Annotated in this window: 22 protein-coding genes; 9 read left to right on the top strand and 13 right to left on the bottom strand. The window is 52.5% G+C overall.

The genetic code is table 11. The features are described from left to right. Nucleotides 1-7: 7 nt before the first annotated feature. The 3 genes from IPJ96_05710 to IPJ96_05700 form a co-directional block, all read right to left on the bottom strand. Entirely contained in the window at nt 8-619 is a 612-nt protein-coding gene (locus IPJ96_05710; GenBank protein MBK7909845.1) for a hypothetical protein, read from the bottom strand. A gap of 92 nt (nt 620-711) precedes the next feature. Further along, nucleotides 712-2,664 carry a Sec-dependent nitrous-oxide reductase gene (nosZ, locus tag IPJ96_05705; protein ID MBK7909844.1) on the bottom strand — a complete coding sequence of 651 codons (1,953 nt, stop codon included), beginning with the start codon at nt 2,662-2,664 and terminating at the stop codon, nt 712-714. A gap of 61 nt (nt 2,665-2,725) precedes the next feature. Next, nucleotides 2,726-3,202, bottom strand: coding sequence for a cytochrome c (locus IPJ96_05700; GenBank protein MBK7909843.1), 477 nt, complete (start codon nt 3,200-3,202; stop codon nt 2,726-2,728). A gap of 179 nt (nt 3,203-3,381) precedes the next feature. Here IPJ96_05700 and IPJ96_05695 point away from each other — a divergent pair, with 179 nt between their 5' ends. From IPJ96_05695 to IPJ96_05655, 9 genes are all read left to right on the top strand, one after another. Further along, nucleotides 3,382-6,231, top strand: a complete 2,850-nt coding sequence (locus tag IPJ96_05695) for a PAS domain S-box protein (GenBank protein ID MBK7909842.1) — start codon at nt 3,382-3,384, stop codon at nt 6,229-6,231. Next, on the top strand, nt 6,212-6,838 hold the full coding sequence (locus tag IPJ96_05690; GenBank protein ID MBK7909841.1) for a response regulator transcription factor: 627 nt from the start codon (nt 6,212-6,214) through the stop codon (nt 6,836-6,838). The genes IPJ96_05695 and IPJ96_05690 overlap by 20 nt, the downstream gene beginning before the upstream one ends. 158 nt (nt 6,839-6,996) lie before the next feature. Next, nucleotides 6,997-7,374, top strand: a complete 378-nt coding sequence (locus tag IPJ96_05685; GenBank protein MBK7909840.1) for a response regulator — start codon at nt 6,997-6,999, stop codon at nt 7,372-7,374. A gap of 57 nt (nt 7,375-7,431) precedes the next feature. After that, nucleotides 7,432-9,867 carry a PAS domain S-box protein gene (locus IPJ96_05680; GenBank protein MBK7909839.1) on the top strand — a complete coding sequence of 812 codons (2,436 nt, stop codon included), beginning with the start codon at nt 7,432-7,434 and terminating at the stop codon, nt 9,865-9,867. Continuing rightward, entirely contained in the window at nt 9,864-10,505 is a 642-nt protein-coding gene (locus IPJ96_05675; protein ID MBK7909838.1) for a response regulator transcription factor, read from the top strand. Before IPJ96_05680 ends, IPJ96_05675 begins: the two co-directional genes overlap by 4 nt. A 116-nt stretch (nt 10,506-10,621) precedes the next feature. Beyond that, a complete protein-coding gene (locus IPJ96_05670; protein ID MBK7909837.1) occupies nt 10,622-11,005 on the top strand; it encodes a response regulator transcription factor in 384 nt (127 codons plus the stop codon). Nucleotides 11,006-11,038: 33 nt separating this feature from the next. Continuing rightward, entirely contained in the window at nt 11,039-11,455 is a 417-nt protein-coding gene (locus IPJ96_05665; protein MBK7909836.1) for a response regulator, read from the top strand. A 5-nt stretch (nt 11,456-11,460) separates the two neighbouring features. Further along, a complete protein-coding gene (locus IPJ96_05660) occupies nt 11,461-11,820 on the top strand; it encodes a response regulator (GenBank protein MBK7909835.1) in 360 nt (119 codons plus the stop codon). 55 nt (nt 11,821-11,875) lie between these two features. Then, nucleotides 11,876-12,094 carry a hypothetical protein gene (locus IPJ96_05655; protein ID MBK7909834.1) on the top strand — a complete coding sequence of 73 codons (219 nt, stop codon included), beginning with the start codon at nt 11,876-11,878 and terminating at the stop codon, nt 12,092-12,094. A gap of 7 nt (nt 12,095-12,101) precedes the next feature. On the opposite strand, the gene IPJ96_05650 is transcribed toward IPJ96_05655, so the two are convergent. From IPJ96_05650 to IPJ96_05605, 10 genes are all read right to left on the bottom strand, one after another. Beyond that, a complete protein-coding gene (locus IPJ96_05650; protein ID MBK7909833.1) occupies nt 12,102-12,467 on the bottom strand; it encodes a hypothetical protein in 366 nt (121 codons plus the stop codon). A gap of 11 nt (nt 12,468-12,478) precedes the next feature. Next, nucleotides 12,479-13,888 carry an NADH-quinone oxidoreductase subunit N gene (locus IPJ96_05645; protein ID MBK7909832.1) on the bottom strand — a complete coding sequence of 470 codons (1,410 nt, stop codon included), beginning with the start codon at nt 13,886-13,888 and terminating at the stop codon, nt 12,479-12,481. Between the two features lie 136 nt (nt 13,889-14,024). Then, nucleotides 14,025-15,515 carry an NADH-quinone oxidoreductase subunit M gene (locus IPJ96_05640; protein ID MBK7909831.1) on the bottom strand — a complete coding sequence of 497 codons (1,491 nt, stop codon included), beginning with the start codon at nt 15,513-15,515 and terminating at the stop codon, nt 14,025-14,027. A 9-nt stretch (nt 15,516-15,524) separates the two neighbouring features. Further along, complete coding sequence (gene nuoL, locus IPJ96_05635; GenBank protein ID MBK7909830.1) at nt 15,525-17,456, bottom strand: NADH-quinone oxidoreductase subunit L; 1,932 nt, start codon at nt 17,454-17,456, stop codon at nt 15,525-15,527. Between the two features lie 14 nt (nt 17,457-17,470). Continuing rightward, nucleotides 17,471-17,785 carry an NADH-quinone oxidoreductase subunit NuoK gene (gene nuoK / locus IPJ96_05630; GenBank protein MBK7909829.1) on the bottom strand — a complete coding sequence of 105 codons (315 nt, stop codon included), beginning with the start codon at nt 17,783-17,785 and terminating at the stop codon, nt 17,471-17,473. Further along, entirely contained in the window at nt 17,782-18,300 is a 519-nt protein-coding gene (locus IPJ96_05625) for an NADH-quinone oxidoreductase subunit J (protein MBK7909828.1), read from the bottom strand. The genes nuoK and IPJ96_05625 overlap by 4 nt, the downstream gene beginning before the upstream one ends. Next, on the bottom strand, nt 18,297-18,776 hold the full coding sequence (locus IPJ96_05620; protein ID MBK7909827.1) for a 4Fe-4S binding protein: 480 nt from the start codon (nt 18,774-18,776) through the stop codon (nt 18,297-18,299). The genes IPJ96_05625 and IPJ96_05620 overlap by 4 nt, the downstream gene beginning before the upstream one ends. A 340-nt stretch (nt 18,777-19,116) precedes the next feature. After that, nucleotides 19,117-20,211 (bottom strand): NADH-quinone oxidoreductase subunit NuoH, encoded by a 1,095-nt coding sequence (gene nuoH, locus IPJ96_05615; protein MBK7909826.1) that lies wholly within the window; start codon nt 20,209-20,211, stop codon nt 19,117-19,119. 158 nt (nt 20,212-20,369) lie between these two features. Then, complete coding sequence (locus tag IPJ96_05610; protein ID MBK7909825.1) at nt 20,370-21,485, bottom strand: NADH-quinone oxidoreductase subunit D; 1,116 nt, start codon at nt 21,483-21,485, stop codon at nt 20,370-20,372. 171 nt (nt 21,486-21,656) lie between these two features. Further along, complete coding sequence (locus IPJ96_05605) at nt 21,657-22,004, bottom strand: NADH-quinone oxidoreductase subunit C (GenBank protein MBK7909824.1); 348 nt, start codon at nt 22,002-22,004, stop codon at nt 21,657-21,659. Nucleotides 22,005-22,026: the final 22 nt, after the last annotated feature.

Genomic DNA, 22,026 nt, shown 5'->3' with positions numbered 1-22,026 from the left:
GATTTGACTAATTCAAAGGCGCAGCCTGCGGTCGCATCGCAACGGAGACTTTGCCTGACTTGTTATAGAAGATTTCAAAGAGAAACACCAGGAAGCAAAGCGTACCCGCCGACATGATCAGCAATCCACCCGTAGCCGGGAAGGAGCAAGCATTGAAATTGAGGAGCTGCTTGCAGCCGATCAACGGAGGCTGATAGGTCATGCCGGGAATCTTAATGGCAGCGGTAGGGCTGAGATTGTGTCCGTAATCATACTCCCATTGCCAGAAATCGTAGATGCCGACAGCCGCTATTCCCAGGAACAGAACAAACCAGATGAAGAATACCGGCCGCTTCTTCAACAATGCCACCAAAACGCCGGAGACGATGACCCCGATAACGAGTTGGCGCATGAAAGAAAATTCCGGGAACATCTCTTCACTGATCTCTTTCATACCAATGTAGTGGTTCAATCCGCTGATGGTCGAGACATCCCCGCCGAGTTTGCTCAGCCAGATTTCCATGTGAAGGCCTTCCGGATACTGAGGCGCATCGAGGAAGATATCCCACAGCGGCAGGAACAAAGCCGGAACCATCAGGAGACAGGCAAGCAGGAGGGTGATGACACTTAGCTTTTTCATTTTACGGGAGCACTATGATAGGAATTTCATTTAACAACCGGCCGAAAAGCAAGAGGGGGGAATCGCTTCCCCCCTCGTCGCCCTCTCTCTCCTTATTTGCCGGTGGAATAAGTGAGGGGTACGTTGGAACCAGGGGAGGATACCCGGAGATAACCCTGCATTTCCTGGTGCAATGCGGAACAGAAGTCCGTACAGTAATACGGATAGATATCAGGCGTCTTCGCTACGAACTTGATGGTTTGCGTCTCGCCCGGCATGATGAGCGACTCGGAAGAGGTCGAACCCTTGATGGCGAATCCGTGCGGCGTATCCCAATCCTGTTCGAGGTTGGTTACGTGGAAATAGACCGTATCGCCGACAAATACACCTTCGATGTTATCCGGAGCGAAGTGGGAACGAATGGAGGTCATATAAACATGGACCGCCTTCCCTTTACGCTCGACGCGCGACTCTTTCTCGCTCTTCGCGACATACGGATGCTGATTGTCTTCCAGCTTGAACACCTTGACCTGGTGCTTCATCACCTTATCGGCTTCGATACCCTGGGCATAGTGCGGTTCGCCTACCGTCGGGAAATCGTAGAGGATCTTCATCTTATCTCCCGTGAGGTCGATCAGCTGTGCGCTTTGGTTCAATTCCGGACCCGTAAGCAGGTAACGATCCTTGGTGATCTTGTTCATGGCAATGAGGTACTTCGGAGAAGGCGACTTGGTATCGCCACCGGGAATTGAAAGGTGACCGATGGAATAGTAAGTCGGAATGCGATCAACCACTTCCCATGTGCCGAGTTTCCATTTCACCACTTCGGAAGATACGAAGTGAGAAGTATAGGCAAATCCTTTTCCGTCGAATTCAGTATGCAACGGACCAAGGCCGGGCTTCTGGACTTCTCCGCCGATCACTTCCTCGTACTTCAGGACCGGGATACCATCCACTTCACCGGCGTAAGCCTTGTTGGCGATCGCCTTCTGGATCTTGGAGAATGCGAAGACCGGGATAACCGTGGCAAGTTTGCCACCACCGACGATGTATTCTCCACTCGGATCCACGTCAGCTCCGTGCGGGGATTTCGGGCACGGCATGAGGTAAACCATATCCGTACACTCTTTCGGATCGAGCATGATCGTCTTGTTCAGGATCTCGGATTTAACCGTATGCGTCTTTTCGTCAAGCTTGTTATGATAATAGGCCGAGTTCATCTCTTTACCCTTACCAGCCTTTGCATATTCTTCAGCTTTTTTCCAGTTCAGCGCAACCATGAAATCCTTGTCGTTCTGGCTGGCATTGGCTTCCAGGAGGGTGTGTGCTCTTTCCGTATTGTAGCAGGAGAAGAAGAACCAACCCTCGGATGGTCCGCGTCCACAGTGACTGAGATCAAAGTCGAAACCAGGCATGAGAATCTGGAAAGCGATACTCATATCGCCCTCCGGCGCCACCTTGATGAAGGAAATTGAACCCTGAAAGTTTTCCTTATAGGTGCTGATCGGCACGTCCTTGTTCCCAGTGATCGGAACCGAGAAGCGCGTAGCGGCGACTACATACTCGGTGTTCTCCGTAGCGAATGGGGAGGCGTGGTTACCGCCGCTGTTGGGGATCTCGAGCATTTCCACCGTGCGGAAGGTCGAGAGGTCGATGCGGGCAACACGCGGGGTGTTGTTGGAATTGATAAAGAGCCAGCGACCGTCGGTCTCACCATTGGTCTTCGACAATTCCGGGTGATGCGAATCATCCCAGGGAACGAATCCGTGGGTCGAATTCAACATCGCCTTGCTTTCCTCGGTGAAACCGTAGCCGTTCTCAGCATTCACGGCAAATACCGGAATCACTTTCAACAGACGGCAGGATGGCAGTCCGTAAACACCGACCTGCCCGCTGAAACCGCCCGACATGAACTCGTAATATTCATCGAGTTTACCCGGAGCGACATACACCTTTGAAGGCGCGTCACCGGCTGCGACAGATTTTTTCTCTTTTGGCCCGCCGCAGCTCATGAGCGCGAGGGCGAACAGTGCCGGCAATACGACCGGCCAACGATTGAATTTCATGGTTATCCTCCTGATGAATTTGTGTGGGTGAATGAATGGAACGATCGATCCTGGGTGGGGATCAGCCGTCGATCTTACGAAGATATTCAAGCATCTTCCTGGCATCTTCCTGTGTGACGTTCTGGTTCGTCATCTGTGTCAGGTGAGTGGCAAGCAACTCCTTGGCTGTCGGATCCTTCTGCGTCATCTCGGTCGGGTTCAGGATCATGTTCATGATCCATTCCGGCTTGCGGCGCTGCGTCACGCCTTTCAAACCAGGACCGACGTATTTCTCATCGGTTACCTTATGGCAGGCTGTACACTTCGCTTCGAAGAGCTTCTCCCCTTCCGATGCCATGGCAGCATCGACGGCAGCCCCAACTTCTACACTGGTAACGGGTCCGATTCCCTTGCCGTCGTCCTTCATATTCTCGGCATCAGCCATCAGGTTACCATTTGAGGCGGCTTCGGTACTCTCGGAAGCAGTACTCTCTTTTGTTTCTCCGCCGGAACAGGCCTGAAGCGCTCCAAGTGACAGGAGCAGACCTACAAAGAACATCCACCGGCATGGGATGCTACAGGCTCGATCAAGGAAATTTGACATAGTTGTGCGTTTTGATTACGATCCAAAAGTAGCATTCAACCCATATGAATAGCCTGACCGTATCCGAAGAATGAAGGTGACTTTCGTCAGGAAAATATCTACATTTAAGCCTGTAACCCCAAAAAATCAATGTTTTGAGAGCCTGGAATGTTAATAACGCCTTGATCGCGATCGTCGTTATCGTCTGTGGCGGGACCTTGCTCGCCCTGATCAACTTTTATTATGGGGCCGAATCCATCTTATTTCAGACGGACAAATCAAACCGGGCTGTCCGAAGCGAACAATTGGTTTTCAGACTTCAAAGCTGCTTTAACCAACTGGAGTCGTACAATTCAAGGACCACCCTTGACAGCCACAGGAAAGACCCATTCCCACTGGACTCAGTTGATCAAATGGTCAACAACACGATCCGGGAACTCAAGAACAATGAAGCTGCCAACCTCGCCGCGACCGATGTCATCCAGGAGCTGGAATCAGCGACCAGAAGATACCTAACCCGTATTCACGAAAACCCTGATCATGTAGACGAAAACAAGCCGGCTATAAAAGCGACACTCGATGGGGACCTGGTCTTTCTCCGTTCCTTGTTGAATTACCTCGAACGAACTGCAAATTCTGAACTCGCCACATCCCGTGCGGAATTGATACGGGAAGAAAAAGGCACCAAGAATCGAATCCTGGCGTTCTCCGGCCTCATCACCTTGCTCGTAATCATCTTGACCGGAGTCATCCGAAATACGGTCAGAAAAAAAGTGGCCGCGGAACAACGGTTGAAATCAGCACGTGAACAAAATATCGAACTGTACGAAAACTCACCTTGCGGATACCTGGTATTCGATGAGAAAGGGCTGATTCTCCAGATCAATGCCACTGAATTGAACCGCCTGGGGAAAGCACGGGAGCAAGTGGTGCAACGACTGAATATCTTCGATCTCATTCATCCCGACTACCACGAGAAAGCCCGATCCTTGTTCGAACAATTGAACAAAACCGGCAAGTTGAGCGATATCAGTGTCCCACTCGTGAACAACGATGGATCCACGTACTGGGTTCGCACCAACGCTACATCGGAAAAGGCCGCTAACGGTCAATGGCTGCACAAAGTCAATACGGTCGAGATAACGGAAGGCCGCCACAATCTGGAAAAGGTCCGCTTCCAGTCCAAGCTACTGGAGGAATGCAATGATGCGATCATATCGGTAGACCTCGAGACCCGGGTGACCAGTTGGAACAAAGGGGCGGAACGCATGTATGGTTATCAGGAATCGGAAGCGCTGGGAATAAAGGTCAACGATCTCGTGGGGCTCGACAAACCATTTTCTGCGACTGAGCTGGAGGCGATGATCACAGCCCTACTTTCGAACAAACGTTTGATAGGAGAACGAACCCATCATAATAAAGCCGGGGAAAAGATCAATGTACTTTATTCAATTTCTCCCTTGATGAATGAGAGGGGCGAGATAATCGGTGCCGTTTCGGTTTTTCAGGACATCTCGCTTCGTAAGCGCTTCGAAGAGCAGCTTATGGATTTCAACATTTCCCTGGAACAGAAAGTCAGGGAAAACACGGAAGAGTTCAAACAGCTTGTTACCGGAATCTCTGATGCATTTATCGCCTTGGACCACCAGTTACGTGTCAAATTCCTCAACATGAAAGCTGCCGAGTTGCTTGAAGGGCAACCTGGGGATTTTCTCGGACATTACCTGACCAAGTCCACATCGATACCGAATGCGTCCGTCTGGATAGAATTCCTTCAACGAGTACTGCTATCAAAACAACCGGAGACCTTCGAATTAAAATGCTCTGAATCCGTCACAAGTTACATGTGTCGGGCTTACCCGACCGAATCCGGGATAACACTGCTGATTGAAAACAGTACGGAACGACTTCGTGCACAACAATTACTGCAGGAATCGGAAGAAAAGTACCGCTTGTTCTTCGAAAACAGCCCGCTGCCACTCTACATTTTCGAACTGACCAACCTTCAGGTGGTCGACGCGAACATGGCTGCATGCCGACAATATGGCTATGACAAGGAGCAATTGATCGGCATCTCCGCACTCGACATGGTGCAGAGCCATGATCAGCAATCCGTTCGCGAACATTTACAAGCGATCAGCGAGGGCAAGCGATTTGAAGGCACTTGCATACACCAACGCAAGGACCGTACGCCCATCCAGGTGGAGATGTTCTCCGAAACCATTCATCGAAATGGTAAGGAATACAGACTGGTACTGGCTTACGACATCAGTGCCCGTGTTGCCGCTGAAGAAGAACTAAAGCGTTCCCGCGACGAATTCCGAAAACTCAACCAGCATCTTGAAAATATCCGGGAGGAAGAACGTACAAAGATCGCCCGCGAATTACACGATGAGATCGGCCAACAGATGACGGTCATGAAAATGGACCTTGCACTCCTCCTCCGAAAAGCCACCCGGGATGAATCAAGGGTCACCTTGAACGGCATGATCGCGCTTGCCGACACGACCATTGCCACCATTCGACGGATCAGCTCCAGCTTACGGCCCGGCATATTGGATGACCTTGGCTTGCTTTCCGCCATCCAATGGCATTGCAAGGAGATGAGCAGTCACGCCAAGATTCCCATTCGCGTGATCAGCGACGGTACGGATTACGATTTCGACCCCGAAACCAATACGGCGATCTTTCGCATTGTACAGGAGAGCCTCACCAACATCCTGCGTCACGCCAAAGCCAGCTACATTGAAATCGATGTTCATACTGCCGACGATTGCTGGATGATCACGGTTCGTGACAATGGAATCGGCTTCGACGAAGATCCGGCCCTCCATGGCCTTGGGTTGCTAGGAATGCGCGAACGCGCACGTGCGCTGAACGCGAAACTGGACCTTACTTCCCGACCCGGGTTCGGAACGGAACTTCGCCTGAGTTTGCCTTTAGCCTGCCCGATGGGAACGGTCGACCAACCTATTCACCAACTCGATGCGTATACTGCTGATTGACGACCACGCGATTGTCCGCAAAGGCCTCCGGCAAATCCTGACCGAAGAATGGCCGGACGCCCGCTACGGCGAAGCCGGAAGTTTTCATGATGGTCAACTAGCCGCCACTGGTGAAGAATGGGACGTCATCATCAGCGACGTCAGTCTGCCCGACAAATCCGGTATTGAGTTGGTCAAAGCCATTGTATCGCAAGGCATACAAACTCCGATCCTGATCCTGTCCATTCACCCGGAAGAATTGTATGCCAGCAAGGCGCTTCGTGCCGGCGCCTGTGGATATCTGCCGAAGGAAACGGCCCCCAATGACCTGATCGTAGCGGTCAAGACCATCCTGGCCGGAAACCGCTTTCTGACGGAAAGTATGCGGCGTTCCCTGAGCGCTTCCATCGAGCGGGAAAAAGAACAACCGGCCCACGAACTATTGTCCGAACGGGAATTCCAGGTGATGATCCTGTTGTCAAGCGGTAAAAACCTTACAACAATCGCCGACAACCTGAATTTGAGTATCAATACGGTCAGCACCTACCGGACCCGGATTCTTGAAAAGTTGAAAGTGGATAGTACCGCTGCGCTCATGCACTACGCGATCAGTCACCGGCTCGTCTAAACAATCAACATTTTTCTGGTGGTATACCCCCAAAAGTGGGCACCTGCTTGTAGTACAAAAAACCACAAGCATTCATCCGTTTTTCTGATTCTTACATAGGATGGAACCTGACATGCTGTTTTTCGTTTCTTTAAGAGGGAATTCGCTTTCCCGGTTTGATGAAATTGAAAGTTCTCATAGCTGATGATTCCGACGACATTGTCAGACGCCTGCGCAACATGGTGCTGGACTTGGATTATGTCAGCGGTATCGGTCATGCGCGCAACGGTGATGAAGCACTGGTCGTTACGAATTTCATGCAGCCGTCCGTTGTGATATTGGATATCCGAATGCCCGGACGCTCGGGGATTGAAACGCTCAAAGAGATCAAACAAAACCTTCCGCAGACCACCGTGATCATCCTGACCAATCATTCCGAAGAAGAATGGAGGTCACATTGCCTGGATGCCGGTGCTGATCATTTTTTAGACAAATCGAAGGAGTTTGACAAGATACCTTCGATCCTGGGAGCCATCGCCGGGAATCCAGTGAACTGATTCCGTATTGGGATCACCTTTTCTGAGTAATTTCCTACTTTTAGATTTACTTTCAATATGAAGAAGCCGGGATTCAAATACCTGCTGATGGTTATTGTCTTTTTACTCACCATTGGCTACTTCGTAACCTCCAGTATCCGCCACTCGCGCTTAACCGATGAAACGGCACAACGGGTAAAGTTGGTCCTGGATCGCATGATCGTTTATGAGAACATTTACGATGACATGCAGGATTTCGAAACAGGTTATCGGGGATACGTAATCACACGCGATTCCGACTACCTGGAACCGATTGACCGGCATACAAGGGAGATCCCGCTTGACATCACCAAATTACGCAGCCTGACAAACCAGGAAGGGATCAGCGCTGCTGAAGCTTCCGACATCCATAACCTGGACTCCCTGGTACAGAAGAAAATAGAACATGGAAAGGTTGTCATTCAACTGGTTCATGACGGGAAACAGGACGAGGCGTTTCAGCGTGTCAGTTCCGGCTATGGCAAGGACCTGATGGAAAAAATCCGGACGGTAATTTCATCACTCGAAAGTTCCGGGCGATATCAGTTGCAGGTAGCCAATACGCGGAGCTCGGAGGCCGCGGCAAGAACAAGGAACGATTACCTCTTATCCGGCGTCATCGGCTTTTCATTGATCGGGCTTTTGCTCTACTTTCTCTACCTCGAAGAAAAGCGTAGAATCCGACTGGGGCGGGAAGCTGCTCACTTCGCCGCGATGGTGGACCAGTCGCAGGAAGCGATTTTCTCCGTAGGAACGGATAGCCGCATTCTCAGTTGGAACAAAGGCGCGGAAATGATGTACAGGATTCCTGAACAAGATGCGGTCAACAAACGGTTCCTGGATGTGGTTCGCCCGGTCATGAGCCAGGAAGAATTATTAGCAATCAGTCAACATCTCAAAACTTCCAGCCACTGGGAAGGCGAACAGATCCATCTTCGTCAGGATGGCATTCCCATCCGGGTCATCTCCTCCACCAACGTGTTGTTGGACGACGAAGGGATCAAAGTCGGGTACGTCGCCCATACGAAGGACATTACCCGCATCAAGGAACTCGAAGAAGAACTCCAGCAGATCAACAGCAACCTGGCCGGCCAGGTCGCAGAAAAGACCCGGGAAATACGGGAGATCTTCGAGCGGGTGACGGACGGTTTTCTGGCGGTCGATTCGAAGTGGAACATCACCTTTATCAGCGACAATGGCGCTGTTCTGCTGAAACTGGAAAAAGCTTCCGCGCTTCAGCGGAATTTCTGGGACCTAATTCCGATGAAATATTCCGGTGAATTCGTCCAGGGCTGCGAGGAAGCCCTGCTCAGGCAGCGCCCGGTCGAACTGGAAGCCTACTATGATCCTGCCGGATCCTGGTTTCAGTACCGAATCCATCCGTCTGCCAATGGCTTGTCGGTCTTCTTCCGGGATGTCACAGTCGAAAAACGGGTAATGGAAGAACTCCACCGAAGCGAACAGCGCTTTCGTGTATTGGTCGAAAATTCCCGTAACCTCATCGCCCAATTCAACGAGCACCAGCAACTCACGTATATCAACCCCGCCGGCGCGTTCATCCTGGGTATCCCCTCTCCCGAAAAGCCGCAGATCCCGTTCATCATCCAACAGCAACTCGATGCGGTCATCCGGAAAGTGCTGCAGGATGGCGCCCCCAACGAACAGTTGGTGAGCTGGAAAAAGGAAGAGCACTCCTGCCACCTGCTGGTGCGGGTAGCGATGGTCCAACCCGACGAACAAGGTAGTAAGATGGCGATCCTGGTAGGCCAGGATATCACCCAGGAAATCGAACATGCCAACCAATTGCGTGCTTCACGCGATGAACTCCGGAAACTGACCAATTACCTGGAGCAAGTCCGTGAAGAAGAGCGAACGCGCATAGCCCGAGACATACACGATCAGTTGGGACAACAACTGACAGGTCTTAAACTCGACCTCAACTGGATCCGAAAAAAAATGAACGGGACCGATCCGGTTCTCAACGACAAAATACTGGAGATCAACCGCCATCTCGACGACACCGTACGAACCGTACGGAATATCTCCGCGGAATTAAGACCTTTACTGTTGGACGATCTCGGATTGATTCCAGCAATCGAACACTACTGCGAAGAGTTTCACACACGCACAGGCATCCAGGCTACATTCAGCTTTGAAGGCCCGTTCCCTGCCCTGACTGACGCGGTGAACAGCAATCTTTTCAGAATACTTCAGGAATCCCTCACGAACGTGATACGACATTCCAATGCTCGTTCTGTAATCATTCAGCTTACTTCTTCAGAAGCGAATTTATTTCTGACCATTCGGGACGACGGCGATGGCTTTGAAACGGATCGTAAGAGCGAAACACTTGGCTTGATAGGCATGAAAGAACGCGCAATCGCTCTTGGCGGACATTTGGTCATTCGTAGTTCTCCCGGCAAGGGTACAGTCATCGAAGTCGACGTCCCCCTGTCAACTCCCCTCGTCGCATGAATGCACCTCCAAGCTTCCTGATTGCCGACGACCACCTGGTGGTGCGAAAGGGCCTGACCCAGATCCTACGCGACGAATTTCCCGAATCCCACATCCGGGAAGTGGCCGATGCCACGGAACTCCTGCAAACCATTCGGGAATTTCATCCCAGTCTGCTCATCACCGACCTGAACATGCCGGGGAAACCACCGCTGGAAATGATCCAACAGGCAAGGATGCTGTTGCCCGGCGTACCGATCCTCGTATTGAGCATCCATCCGGAAGACGTGTATGCCTTGCGCGTGTTGAAAGCGGGCGCCTCCGGATACCTCACGAAGGATAGCGCCAGTGACGAACTGATCCGGGCCGTGCGTACGCTGCTCAAGGGAAAACGCTTTCTCTCCGACAACCTGGCGGATCGACTGGCCAACAAACTGGGTGGAAACGAACCAGCCGAAACACCTTTGCATGCGCTGTCTGACCGCGAACTGGAAGTCCTGCGGGGTATCGGTAAGGGAAAATCGCTCAAGGAGATCGCCTCCGAATTGTCGGTCAGCATCAATACGGTCAGCACCTACCGGGCCCGATTGCTGGAAAAGCTGGGCTTTAGCAGCAATGCGGAATTGGTTCGGTTCTCGGACGAGCACGGCATAGGCTAAGCTCTTACACGTTCCCGCTTGTAGTACATTCACTACAACTTTTCAGAGAACTTACGACCCATTATAGGCGGATTAACCGATTGCCGGATACCGGCTGCTACCTGTTTATTTGTAGCATGACCGAAGCCCCCCTCTCAAACAAATCGGTGCTGATCGTTGACGATTCCGAAATAGTACGGAATTCATTGAGCGACCTGCTCCATAGCCTATTCCCGCTTGATGGCATTTACATGGCCAATGACGGCGACGAAGCCATTTCAAAGGTCCGCACCCACCAGCCTTCGCTCGTGATCATGGATATCCGCATGCGTCCCGTCAATGGCGTAATGGCGTTGCTGACCCTGCGAAAGCAGCAGCCCGATCTGCCGGTAGTGATCTATACGAATTACGCCTACGACAACTTTCGGACGATGTGTCAGCGTTTCGGAGCGAACGAATTCATCGATAAAAGCGGAGATGTCAACTTACTGCTGGAAGCGATCCGCGCCCATCTGAACTAACGATTTTATAAACTTCTCACCCAACTACAACCAATGGGCTATTATAAAGCGCTCATCATCGACGATTCCGAGATCGACCGATTCATCACCTCCAAGATCATGGAGCAATGTCGGTTTGCAGACCAGGTAGTTTGCGCGGCATCGGGCGAAGAGGGATTTACCATTTTGCTGGAAACATTTCTGGACAAGGCTGAACCACCGGCGTTCATTTTCCTGGACATCAATATGCCCGGCATGGATGGATTCGAGTTCTTGGAGATTTACCAGTCGCTGCCGGAAGAACTTCGCTCGCATATACGGCTGGTGGTACTTTCCTCATCTACGAATCCCAGGGATATAGAGCGAGCATATGATAATCCTGTGGTCGATCAATACCTGAACAAGCCCCTGCAGCAAGAGGATTTGATTGCATTGGCACAACCATGGGCCCGGCGGGCGCAAGCGTCCTGAAGGAAATGACCAAATCGCTGCTCATCGTCCGCGAAAGCGGAATGGACGATCAACTCATCCATTCCATGATCGATCCTGCTGCTAGCGTATGTCACGTTCATTCCTGCTTTGGACTCGAAGAGTCCCTGATTTTCCTGAAATCAACTTCCCGGGAGCGAAAACAGCTTCCGGACCTCATCGTGATCGACCTGGACCTGCCCGATCGGGGCGGGATCGAACTCCTGAAGGAGCTTCAAAATTTCATCCGGGAATGCAATTTCATGCCCCGGGTCATCGTTATCGGTTCCAAACTCGATGAACAGGATACCGAAGCCGCCATGGTCTACCCATGTGTACGTTCGGTAGTCCGTAAACCGGTTCATTGAGCGTTCCGAACCAGTACGGATCACTATGAACTTGTCTACTTCAATGCGATGGGGAATGGCCGGCCTTCTTACAGGCGGTCTCTTTGTTCTCTGCGGCACCTTGCTGACGCTGTTGGAAGAACACTGGACCCTGGATGCGCATCACATCCTCTTAGCCCAGACAACCCGATTACACCAACTGCTGATCAATTTTTTGCCCCCGCTCCTACTCGGACTTGGTTACTACATGGGTGAAAAAGCTGAACGCTGTAAAAAGACCGGCACCCAAGCCTAAGCCGGTATCACTTCCCTTGAAAATACGGGGTGCTGTCGTCGGACACCGGCGTACGTTGCTTCCAGTAATCCATCGTGACCACCCGGCCCTCTGGCGTAGCCAATAAGCGTCCAAAGATCGCGTTGGTGACGTTGAAGGCCACGTCCGTAACGCCCACGGTAAACGTTTCAGGTACCGATTGCGCCGGAGCGTCACCTTCGGCTGGAGCAGCAGCCGCCTTCGGGGGTGGACTGGCCACCACTTTGACTTCGTAACCATTGTACTCCAGGAGCGGTCGGAGAAAGCTCAGACGCTCCGGGCTGACCGCCTTTTCAACGATCGCGCAACGGATGCCGTCCAGTTCTTCAAAGGGGTGGTTCTGGTTAATCGCCATCGCAGGTTGGATCAGATGCCGTTCGCGGCGTGATAGAAGTAGTTGTAAACCGGACTGGCAACGCCAGCCAGGAGAATCATCAGCAGACAGATGGCCAATGCCAAATGGGAACTGCCGGGAGAGGCAATTGCACCCAACGGCCGATCAGTACGTTCCATGAACATCGCGCGTACGACCCGCAGGTAATAATAGAGCGACACGATCATGTTAAGCGATGCCAGGGTAATGATGAGGTAGTTCCCCTTGGCGGCACCGGCCGTCAAGAGAAAGAACTTGCCAAAGAAACCAGCCGTGGGCGGGATACCTGCCAGGGAAAACAACGCGATCGCCAGCGACCAGGCCAGGAAAGGATGCGTACGGGAAAATCCGCGCAGATCCGAGATCCGCTCGCAACCAGTCGAACCGGAAACCAATCCCAGCACTCCGAAAGCGGCGAGATTTGAAAACAGGTAGACCAGCAAGAAGTAAAGAACGGAAGCATCGCCGGCAGCGGAACTGGCACTCACACCGATCAGCAGATAACCAACCTGCGCCATCGAGGAGAAAGCAAGAAATCGCTTGAGCTGGTCCTGTCGGATGGCCATCAGGTTACCGACCGTCATGGTCAGGATCGCTCCCCAGGTGATCAGCTCGTACCAAACCGGTGAGAACGACTGAAAGGCAGTATTCAATTGACTACCCAACACGAAGACCATTGCACCTTTCGATACCACGGAGAGGTAGGCCGTCACAGGAATCGGCGCTCCTTCATAGACATCCGGCGTCCAAAACTGGAACGGCACCACCGAAAGTTTAAAGAAGAAACCGGAAAGGAAAAACAGGAATCCCATTGTCAGGATCGGCTCTGATGCTCCACCCTGATAAGCCTCACTGATCGACAATGTGCCCGTAGCCCCGTAGATCAAGCTGACGCCAAACAACAGTAGTCCGGACGCCAGCGCCGAAGACAGCACCATTTTCATTGCAGCCTCGGACGAAATTCGTTTACCCAGATCGAAATTTACCATAGCAGCCAGCGGAATCGTTGCCAATTCGAGCGACAGATAAAACATCAACAGGTTCCGGCTGGAGATCATCCAGAACATGCCCAACAGGGTCGACAACAACAAGAGATAAAATTCCGGTAAGTGACGGTGGCGCTCCAACCAGGTGGTTGAAAGTGAAACGATCACCAACGTAGCGAGCAAGAGGAGATTTTTCTGCAAAACCAGCGAGGGGTCGGTGACATACATGTCGCCGAACAGATTGCCGGAAACATTCCCGATCCAGCCTCCGATAAGGTTTGCCAAGAGTAAAAACTGCATCCAGCCGTTCCACTTGTTGTTGGACGACGGCATTCCGGCCAGTTTCAGCACCAGTACCAACAGCAGCGTGCCTGTTAAGAGCAGCTCCTGCTTCATGATGGCCAATAGCTCGTTCATTTACGTTCGTTCAATTCCGGGATCAGCTCCCATTTTATCAGATGAACTAACAACTCCTCAGTTTAACGTTCAAGGTTCCTTGAACTTCTCCCTGATACATACGCGCAATATCAACTCCCGCGCCTCGCAACTCCTGTCACATCCAGCGCCCCAACTGCTCGGTGATGATCGTTGTGGCGGGTCCAATGAGGTCGTTCAACCAGAACGGCGCCAAACCGACGATCAGTATTCCTGCCATCAGCAAAACAGCGGCAAAGCGCTCGGAAGATCCGGCATCCGAAAGCTCAGCATAATCCGCCTTCTTCAACGGACCCATGATCGATGAACCAATGGCACGCAGGATGTAAACGGCGGTAACAACAATCGACATACAACTCAGGACTGTCGCGATGCGATAGAAGGTATCGGGTCGTTCCCAGGATCCCGCAAACACGGTCATCTCCGCCACGAATCCGCTCAGTCCCGGCAATCCAAGAGAACACAAGCCGGCAAGAAAGAACAAGGTGCCCACGAACGGCATCGCCTTCATCAGGCCGCCCAGTTCTTCGACCTTTCGTGTATGGGTGCGTTCATACAACATCCCGATCGCGGCGAAGAAGAGTGCCGTCATCAGGCCGTGCGACACCATTTGCAACACTGCTCCCCGGATGGCCGTCGGAGTCAACATGCCGATTCCCAACAACACGAATCCACAATGGCTGACCGACGAATACGCGTTGATGTACTTCAGGTCCTTCTGCATGAGCGTAGCGAACGCTCCATACAGGATGGCGATCGTGGCGAGTATGACGATGTAAGGAGAGTAAATCCGCGCGGCTTCCGGCATCAGGTAAGCCGCCACCCGCAAACATCCATAGCCACCCAGCTTCATGGAGATCCCGGCGAGAAACATGGATGCGGCCGTAGGCGCCGATGAGTGTCCGTCCGGCACCCAGGTATGGAACGGAAACAAGGCCGTAAAAACGCCAAAGCCCACGAAGAGGAACGGAAAGAAAAACAACTGCTTGTCCAGCGGCATCCGCAATGCAGCGGCATTCATCCAGTCAAAGGACGGAGCAAGATTGCCCGACGCATAGGCTACTCCCAGCAGGCCGACAAACACCAGCGCAGAACCGCCCATGAGCAGCAACACCAATTTATTGGCGCTGTATTCTTTCCGTCCGCTCCCCCAGATGCCGATCAACAGATACTTAGGAACCACGGCCATCTCCAGGAAGAAGAACAACAGGAACAGATCGGTTGCGATGAAAAATCCATAAGCCCCGGCGCTCAGCAGCATCAGGAGAAAGAAAAATTCCTTCGGCCGTTCCTTGATATTCACGGAAACCAGGCTGCCGGCCAAAACCACAACCGCAGTCAGCAGGATCATCGCGATCCCGATACCATCCACGCCGACCGAAAAACGAATTCCGAATGCGGGAAACCAATCGAAGGACTGCTGAAAGCGGAACGTCCCGTCGGCAGGTCCTGCGGCTGGGTCGAGATAAGCTGCCAGCAGGATCCCGGAAAGAATCAACTGAAACAGACTCCCGGCAACTGCCACGGCGCGTGCCTGTGACCCTGTTCGGGTAAAGAGGACCGCAAGTGAAGCGATGAGCGGAACGATCAGCAACAACAAGAGATTCATCTGCGGGTCTTATTTCAGGTAATAGAAGGTGATGAGCAACAACACGAACACACCGGCAACCATCCAGGCTCCATACGTCTGAAGCCGTCCGTTCTGCAATTCACTGAGCGATTCGGAGCCGGTCTCCGCGGCAACACCCATGGTATTGACCGCCCCGTCAACGATCGAGCGATCAATCCAGGCTGCGGGAGCTCCGATGAACTGAAAGATGATCTTCTTCGTCACGAACCCGTAGAGTTCATCGAGGAAGAACTTACTCCGCGCGGCGCGATAGAAGCCTGCAAAGAACGCGGCAGCACGGTCCGACCGTTCGTTCTGCTTCAGATACATCCAGGTGGCAATCAGAATTCCGCCAATGGATAATGTGAGCGGCAATACCGAAAACGCCCAATCGGTATGCAATGCAAACACACGTCCGTCGGAACTGACATATTCGCCAATGGGTATCAACCCGGCGAATACAGCGCCGGCAGCCAGAATGACCAATGGTAAATACTCCGTCACTCCTCCGCCATGCGGATGCAGGTGAGGATCGGCAGGCCGATTCCAGAATATCCTATAGTATAACCTGAACATGTAGAAAGCTGTCAAGCCCGCTGTTCCTAATCCCAGCCAATAAATGGCAGGATGCGTAGCATGCGCGGCGTGCAGGATGGCTTCCTTACTGAAGAATCCTGAAAAAGGAGGAATACCGGCAATGGCCAGACAGCCGATCAGGAACGCTGCATTGGCAAAGGGCATGGCCTTTCGAAGTCCGCCCATTCCGCTCATCTCATTGGTATGAACCGCATGGATCACTACACCGGCTACCAGGAAGAGCAAGGCCTTGAAGAGCGCATGCGTAAACAAGTGGAATTGCGAAGCAACGAAACCGGCGCCTTCTTCCCCACCATAACCCGATACGCCCAGCGAGAACAACATATAGCCGATCTGCGACATGGTCGAGTAAGCCAGGACGCGCTTGATGTCGGTCTGTGTACAGGCTACAACCGCGGCGAACAAGGAGGACAGGGCACCGGTCCAGGCAACAACTTCCAAGGCGGCCGGACAAGAGATGGCAAACACCGGGAATAAGCGCGCGACCAGAAAAACACCGGCCACGACCATGGTGGCGGCATGGATCAGGGCGCTGACCGGCGTGGGACCTTCCATCGCATCCGGAAGCCAGATGTGCAACGGAAACATGGCGGATTTACCGGCTCCGCCCATAAACACCAGTAAGAGCCCCCAGGTCAAGGCTGACAAGCCTAGGAAGGAGGCCGTAATAGCAGAGGACAGGTAAGGCGACGAGGTATCCGTCAGCCGCGCGATCAACTCGCGGAAATCATAGGTGCCGGCATGATAAGCCAGCACCAGAATACCGATCAGGAATCCCAGATCGGCGAATCGGGTAACAATGAACGCCTTCTTGGCAGCCGCGACCGCGCTCGGGCGATCGTAGTAGAATCCGATCAACAGGAAGGAGGACACACCAACCAGCTCCCAGAAGATGTAGATCTGAAAGATATTCCCGGAGAGCACCAATCCGAGCATCGAGAAGGTGAACAAGCCCAGATAACCGAAATAGGTCGCGTACCGGTTCTCCCCTTTCAAATAGCCGATGCTGAACAGGTGCACCATCAACGACACCAAGGTGACGACCACCAGCATCATCGCGGAGATCGGGTCCAGATAAAGGATCAACCGGATCCATCCGGAATTGCCGAGGTTCAGCCAATCGAGGCTGAAGGGCAGTTGGGCAGTAAAGGCTTCGCCCGACTTTCCATTAACAAAGAAATAACCCGATGCCACCTGAAATGCCAGCAAACAGGAAACGGCTACGAACAAAGTGCTCATCCACCCGCCGATCGCCGCCGGCATTCTCCGTCCCATCAAACCGGAAATGACGATTCCGGCGAAGGGCAACAGCAGGATGAGGAGTAATTGCGCGGTAAGACTCATGCGGTTGGTCGATGTCAGTTACGTAATCCGGTGGCATCGTCCACATCGATGGAACGATATTGCCGGTATAAGTTAATGATGATCGCGATCGCCACTGCCGCTTCGGCTGCCGCGATCGCGATGATGAACAAGGCATAAAACAAACCATCCAGCTTCCCCGGCCAGAGGTAATGGTTGAAGGCGACGAAGTTGATGTTTACGGCATTGAGGATCAACTCCACCGACATGAGGATCGTCACCAGATTCCGGCGCGTCAGGAAACCGTAGACGCCGATGAAGAACAAGAGCGTGCTCAGGACGAGGAAATGATAGATACCGATCTCGTTCATGGTGCTTCGGTGGTCGGTTTCAGGGCTATGACGATACAACCTACCATAGCGGCAAGCAGGAGAATACTGATGACTTCAAACGGCAAGGCATATCCGGACGCCCCGGTATTCAGCATCTGAGATCCGATCGCAGCCATGTCGTCGTTCATACCCGAACCGGCTTGCCCGGTCGGCATGAAACGCAACAACTGGCACAAGACAAAGCCGGCACCCGCTGCCGTTGCAAGGCCCGAAAACAACATCCGGCGACGTCCGCAACACGGCAGGGTCGTCCCGGCTTGCTGGGTGAGAAAGATCGAGAAAATGATCAACACCACGATGCCGCCGACATAGACGATGATCTGGACGGCTGCGAGAAATTCCTGACCTATCCAGAAATACAACCCGGCAACACCCATCAGGGAAAACAACAGGAAGATCGCCGAACGGAAGATCTGCCTGCTGGTCACCGAGAGCACAGCGCCGGTCAGCACCAGGACGGCAAGGGCATAAAAAACAAATGCCGATACGCTCATTCCACGCCCTCCATCAGTTTGGAACCCGGACGGTTCAATTTCTTGGTAAGTTCCCGGCGATCATACACGCTGTGTTCGAACGACTGCGCCATTTTGATCGCATTCGTAGGACAAGCTTCAATGCACAGGTTACACATGGTACACAATTCAAGGTGATAGACAAAGGTGTCCAGCGCTTTCTTCTTCTTGCCCTCCGCGTTTACCTCGAACTTGGTCACGATCTTGATCGTCCCGTTCGGACAAGCCAGCTCACAGGCGGTACATCCCGTACAACGGTGTTCATTCTGCTCACTGTGCGTCATCACGACCTCGCCGCGAAAACGCTCGGGCAAGATCAGTTCGTGCCGGTTGTCCGGATACGACTGCGTGATAATCTCCTTATGATGCGTAAAATAATAACCCGTCCTGCGCATGCCCTTCAGCAGCGAAACCACCGAAGAAAAAACCGTGCGTATATAGTTGACGAGAAAGGACATTGTGGGTTCCGGGTTTCGTGTTTCGAGTTTCCTGTCTATACTAAGAATATTTCAGGCAGTCCGCTTGCGTTTTGATTTGAAAGGTTTTCTGCTTCTTACTTCCGGCTTGCCAATTCCAAACTCAACTCAACAATGACTATCTTGTATGGTCTATCTAATATATTCGCTATTCGCTATTCGCTATTCGCTATTCGCTATTCGCTATTCACTATTCACTATTCACTCCCGCCTACGCTAAAGCTTCGGCGGGCAAGATTCACTTTTTACTGTTTACTGTTCACTGTTCACTTTTTACTATTCGCTATTCGCTATTCACTATTCACTGTTCACTGTTCACTGTTCACTGTTCACTCCCCCCTAAAAATACCACCCCCAAAATCGCCACCAATGTCACCAACAGCAAATTGAACAAGCTGATCGGCAACAGGTACTTCCACTCCAGGTTCAATAGCTGATCGATCCGGAGACGAGGGAAGGTCCAGCGGAACCACATGATGAGGAAGATGAGGAAGAAGGTCTTTCCCGTGAACCAGAGGCTCGACGGAATGTAATCCATGATTCGGTTGAAGGCATCCCAATGTCCGATATGAAACGGCATCCAGCCGCCCAGAAAGAGCGTAGCGCCGATCGCGCAGACAATGAAGATATTCACGTATTCCGCGAGGAAAAAGAGCGCGAACTTCATTCCCGAATACTCGGTATGGAATCCGGCCGTCAGCTCCGACTCCGCCTCCGCCAGGTCGAAGGGAGCGCGATTGGTTTCCGCTGTCACGGCGATGATGAAGATCACAAACGCGATGATCGCCGGGATATGCCCTTTGAAGATCCACCAGCCGTCGGCCTGGCTGGCAATGATGTCGGAAATACGCAGACTACCGGTCAGCACCACGATCGTGAGGATCGCCAGACCGGCTGAAAGTTCATAGCTGACGATCTGTGCCCCGCTGCGCATTGCGCCCAGCAGGGAGTATTTATTGTTGCTGGACCAGCCGGCCATCAGGATCCCGATCACCCCGATCGACGAAACTGCAGTCACATACAAAACACCGATGTTGAGGTCCCAGATCTGCACGTTGCGGGCGAAGGCGATCGGCGCCATCAGCAACATCGAAGCGATCATCACCAGGAAAGGCGCGAAGTTGAAGAGGAATTTATCTGCACCGTCCGGCGTCAGGCCTTCCTTCACCAGCAATTTCAAGGTGTCGGCCAGGGTCTGCAGACTTCCTCGATACCCCACCCGATTGGGCCCGACCCGCACCTGCATATAGGCCGAAACTTTCCGCTCCATGAATACCAATACCAACCCCAGCACGGCGAAGAGCCCGATCATCAGCAAGCCGACAATCGCGAACTCCAATACCAAAGCCACCGCAGCCGGAAAGACCCGGTTCAGTCCTTCCTCTACCCAAACGGTAATGCCTTCAACGGATAACATAACGGAGCAAGTTTCGCGTTTCGAGTTTCGAGTTTCGGGTTTCGGGTTTCGGGTTTCCCGCCTTCGCAAAAGCTTCGGCAGGCACTATTCACTATTCGCTATTCACTATTCACTATTCACTGTTCACTGTTTACTGTTCACTATTCACTGCCAACTCCTCACCGATCAATATCCGGTATCACCAAATCCAACGTCCCCATGATCGCCACCATATCCCCGATCTTCGATCCGCGGGCCATATGATCCAAGGCCGACAAATTCGAAAATCCCGGCGAACGGAACTTGATACGATACGGGGTCATGCCGCCCTCGCTGATGATATAGACCCCAAATTCACCACGCGCCGTCTCTACGGTCGAATAATACTCGCCTTTCGGCAACTTCAACACCGCCTTGGTTTTGGCCTGGAAGTCACCGTCCGGTATGTTATCGATCAACTGTTCGAGAATGCGAACCGATTGCTTCATCTCGCCCATGCGGACCAGATAGCGGGCAAAACAATCGCCGTCTGTTTCCAGCACTTCGTCGAATTGCACCTTTGAGTAGCAATCGTACGGGTAAAGTTTCCGGATATCGGAAGAGACACCGGAGGCACGTGCCACCGGACCGGTACAACCGAAGGAGATCGCGTCGGCTTTCGACAATACGCCCACTCCCTTCATCCGCGACTGGAAAATCACGTTATGCGTGACCAACTCGTCGTACTCGTCGAACTTTGATTCAAAGAATCGGAGAAACTCCCTGACTTTCCGCTGGAAATTCGGATGGAGATCGAACATCACACCGCCCGGCACCATGTAATTCATGGTCAAGCGTGCGCCGCAGGTCTCTTCCATGATGTCGTTGATCATCTCCCGCTCCCGGAAGGCGTGGAAGAACGGCGTGATCGCCCCCACGTCCATCGCCATGGCGCCCCACCACAACTGGTGCGATGCCAGACGCGTCAACTCGTCCATGATCACCCGGATCACCTGCGCCCGCTCCGGAATTTCAATACCCAACCCCTGCTCTACCGCCAGCGCACATCCGTGATTGTTGATGTGCGACGACAGATAATCCATCCGCGAGGTCGAGTAGATGAACTGCCGGAAACTCAGGCTCTCACACATCTTCTCGATCGACCGGTGGATGTAACCCAAATGCGGTTCGATCTTCCGGATCGTCTCCCCATTCAGCGTAATGACCAGATGCAACACCCCGTGCGTAGAAGGATGCTGCGGCCCCACATTGATAATGAGGTCCCCCTGATCAGTCGTGCCTACTTCTTCAAGCATACAAGTGGGTTCCGGGTTCTGAGTTTCGTGTTTCGAGTTTCGTGTTTCAAGATTCCTGTCTTCCCTAAAACATCAGCAGGCAGAATTCACTATTCACTATTCACTATTTACTGTTCACTGTTCACTGTTCACTATTCACTATTCGCTATTCGCTATTCGCTATCCCCCACCCTACAGCTTAATCATATTCACCTCATCCACATAATCCTTCCGCAACGGCCATCCCTTCCAGTCATCTGTCATGAAAAGCCGCCGCAGATCGGGATGACCCACAAAGCGGATCCCGAAGAGATCATAGGCTTCCCGCTCGTGAAACTCCGCTGTTCGCCACAGATTCCACACGGACAACAACTCCGGATGTTCCCGGTCTTCCAACTTCACTTTCACAACCAGCGTATGCCCTAACTCCGTCGAGCGGAGATGGTATACGACAGACAAATGCGTCTTCCAGTCCACGCAGGTCAGACAAAACAGGAAATCCAGTCGCAGCGCCGGGTCGTTTTTCAAATGCGGGGCCATCGCCGACCACTGTTCAGGTGAG

This window comes from Bacteroidota bacterium (genome assembly GCA_016713765.1).
Lineage (GTDB): Bacteria > Bacteroidota > Bacteroidia > AKYH767-A > 2013-40CM-41-45 > Pollutiaquabacter > Pollutiaquabacter aromativorans.
Note: the sequence above shows the minus strand (reverse complement) of the source record. Positions and strands in the feature narration are given on the sequence as shown.